The 2,913-nt window shown below is 69.3% G+C and carries 1 protein-coding gene and 1 pseudogene; both read left to right on the top strand.

Features of this window, described 5'->3' with window-relative positions; genetic code table 11:
• A partial coding sequence (gene murJ / locus WA805_RS26105) for a murein biosynthesis integral membrane protein MurJ (RefSeq protein ID WP_425243675.1) occupies window positions 1–1,902 on the top strand: 1,902 nt, incomplete at its 5' end.
• 373 nt (window positions 1,903–2,275) lie between these two features.
• A pseudogene (locus tag WA805_RS26100) lies at window positions 2,276–2,913 on the top strand (serine/threonine protein kinase); the annotation flags it as partial.

Genomic DNA, 2,913 nt, shown 5'->3' with positions numbered 1-2,913 from the left:
TTCACGCCGCGCGAGGGCTACGAGCCGCCGCCGGACGGCAGGCGGCGCGAGGACTACCCGGCGGCGCAGACGACGTTCCTGCCGCCGGTGCCCGCCGGCTACCCGCAGCAGTCCTACACGCAGCCGTTCGCCTACCCGGAGGCCCCGGAACGGCCGCTGCCGCGCCCGGCCGGGCAGGACCAGCGGCCGCCATCGGACGACGAGGGACTCGGCCTCCGCATCCTCGAGGTGCCTCCGCCGGGCGACGACCTGGGTACCGGCCCGCAGGCGATCGTCACCCAGCCGAACCTGGCCAGGTCCAGCCAGGTGATGGCGCTAGGCACGGTCGCGTCACGGGCCACCGGGTTCCTCCGCACGTTCGTGCTCGTCGCCGCGCTCGGCACCGCGGGGCTCGCCGACGCGTACAACAACTCCAACACGCTGCCGAACACGGTGTACTTCCTCATGCTCGGCGGCATCTTCACCTCGGTCGTGGTCCCGATGCTCGTCCGGGCGGCCAAGGAGGACCCGGACCGCGGCGAGGCGTACGCGGAGCGGATCTTCACCCTCGGCGTGATCTCGCTGCTCATCATCACCGTGGCGGCGACCGCGCTGGCCGGGCCGCTGGTCAACCTGTACGCCGGGAACATCACCGTCCCGGGTGAGCACCGGCTCATGCTGATCTTCGCCTACTTCTTCATCCCGCAGATCTTCTTCTACGGGATGGACTCGCTGCTGGGCGCGATCCTGAACGTGCGCGGCCGGTTCGGCCCCAACATGTGGACGCCGGTCATCAACAACGTCGTCGTGATCCTGGTCGGCGTGCTGTTTATCGCGACCATCGGCTTCGGCAAGAACCCGGCCAACATCCCGACCTCCGGCATCTACCTGCTCGCGATCGGCACCACTGCCGGCATCGTGATCCAATCGATCACGCTGTTCCCCATACTCCGCCGCGCCGGGTTCAGCATGCGGCTGCGCTGGGACCTGCGGCGCGCCGAGATCGCCGAGATCGGCCTGATGGCCGGGTGGATGTTCGGTTACGTGGCCAGCCAATGGGTCGGCAACCTGGTCGTGCAACGGGTCGCGAACGCCGCCGCGAACACCGCCTTCCACCACGGTGGCGTCACCGGCGTCGGGTACTCGGCCTACTCCTACGCCTGGCAGCTGTTCCAGCTGCCGTACGCGATCGTCGGGATCTCGGTGATCAGCGCGCTGCTGCCGCGGATGAGCGGGCACGCCACCGACCGGCGGTACTCGCTGGTCCGCGACGACTTCTCGAAGGGAGTCAGGCTCGCCTCGGTCATCGTGGTTCCGGCGGCCGTGTTCCTCGCGGTGCTCGGCCCGCCGCTGTGCATGCTGCTGTTCGCCTGGGGCAGCACCACGGTGGCGAACGCGCGGTACATCGGCGAGGTGTTCGGCGTGTTCTCCCTCGGCCTGGTGGCGTTCATGCTGACCCAGCTCCAGCTGCGCGTCTTCTACTCGTTCCGGGAGAACAGGACCCCGGCGATCATCGGCATGGTGATGCTCCTCGTCGGCGTGATCGGCGCTCTGGTCGCCCTGTATGCGCTGCCCGCGACGCACACCGTGATCGGCCTCGCGGTCTCCTACGACCTGGTGACGCTGACCGGCGCGGTCATCGCCTGGCCGCTGCTGCTGCGCCGGATCGGCAGCCTGGACGGCTGGCGGATCACCCGGTCGCTGGTCCGGATGCTCCTCGCCACGCTGCCCGGGCTCGCGTTCGTCTTCGCGACGGTGGCGGTCGTCGGGTCATTCATGCACCAGGGCCGGGTGTACGGCCTGCTGATTACCGTGATCGGCGGCGGCGGCGCGCTGCTGCTCTACGCGCTCTGCGCGCGGCTGCTCGGCATTGAGGAATTCCGGACCCTGTCCCGCTCCCTCGGCGGCCGATTTGGCCGGTAGGCGCGCCGGTACATAACAAAGTCGCGTCGATGTGATCACAGTTGCAGTCGGTGAACGGTGCCTATCGGGCTGCCGAATATGGACAACTGCGACAACCGGGAGAACTCTTGTGGCACACTCCGCATGCGGGTGTGAGACATTGAAAGAACTGGAGCTAAACGTTGACACGACCCGCCGGGGGGGTAGTTGACCGGGTCCCGGTTCCGGACGGCGCCGGACATTAGCATAGAGAGGTACCCGCGTGTGACCCGCTCGGGGATCGTGGATATATCCGGGGCTGGAAGGAGGCCGAGAGCGGCCCCACTCTTGGCGCTTACGAATGAGCACGTATACCTCTGAACCCGGAACCCGGCTGGCCGGACGATACCGCCTTGTGGACCAGGTTGCCGCCGGCAGTGGCTGGACGATGTGGAAGGCCATGGACGAGACGCTCGCGCGTCCCGTCTCCGTGCTGACGTTCGCGCCAGGATTCCCGCGTATCACGCAGGCAGTGACCGCCGCCAGGGCCGCGAGCCGGCTCACCGACCCGCGGCTCGCCCAGGTCTTCGATGTCGAGGACGGCGATGACCAGGCCTATGTGGTGCTTGAGTGGGTCGGCGGCGAGTCGCTGACCGACATGCTCGCCGACAACCCGCTCGAGCCCGGCCAGGCATGTGCCTTGATCGCCGACGCATCACGGGCGCTGGCCGGCGCACACGCCGCCGGGCAGGCACACCTGCGGCTGACCCCGGACACGCTGCGCTGGACGCGCGGCAGCGGGGTGAAGATCACCGGGCTGGGCATCGACGCGGCGCTGGCGGGCGATGCCCCGGCCGACGCGGGCGCCGTCGACCCCCCTGTCACGGACACCGTCGACCTCGCGGCGCTGCTTTACGCGGCGCTGACGGGCTACTGGCCGGGCGAGTCACAGACCGCGCTGCCGCCCGCGCCGGAGTCGGACGGGGTGGTGTGCACGCCGCGGCAAGTCACCGCTGGCGTGGCGCCCGCGATCGACGAGGTCGTCTGCCGGGC

This window comes from Trebonia sp., assembly GCF_049794275.1.
GTDB lineage: Bacteria > Actinomycetota > Actinomycetes > Streptosporangiales > Streptosporangiaceae > Trebonia.
The sequence above is the reverse complement of the archived record's forward strand: the minus strand, read 5'-3'. Positions and strand labels throughout refer to the sequence as shown.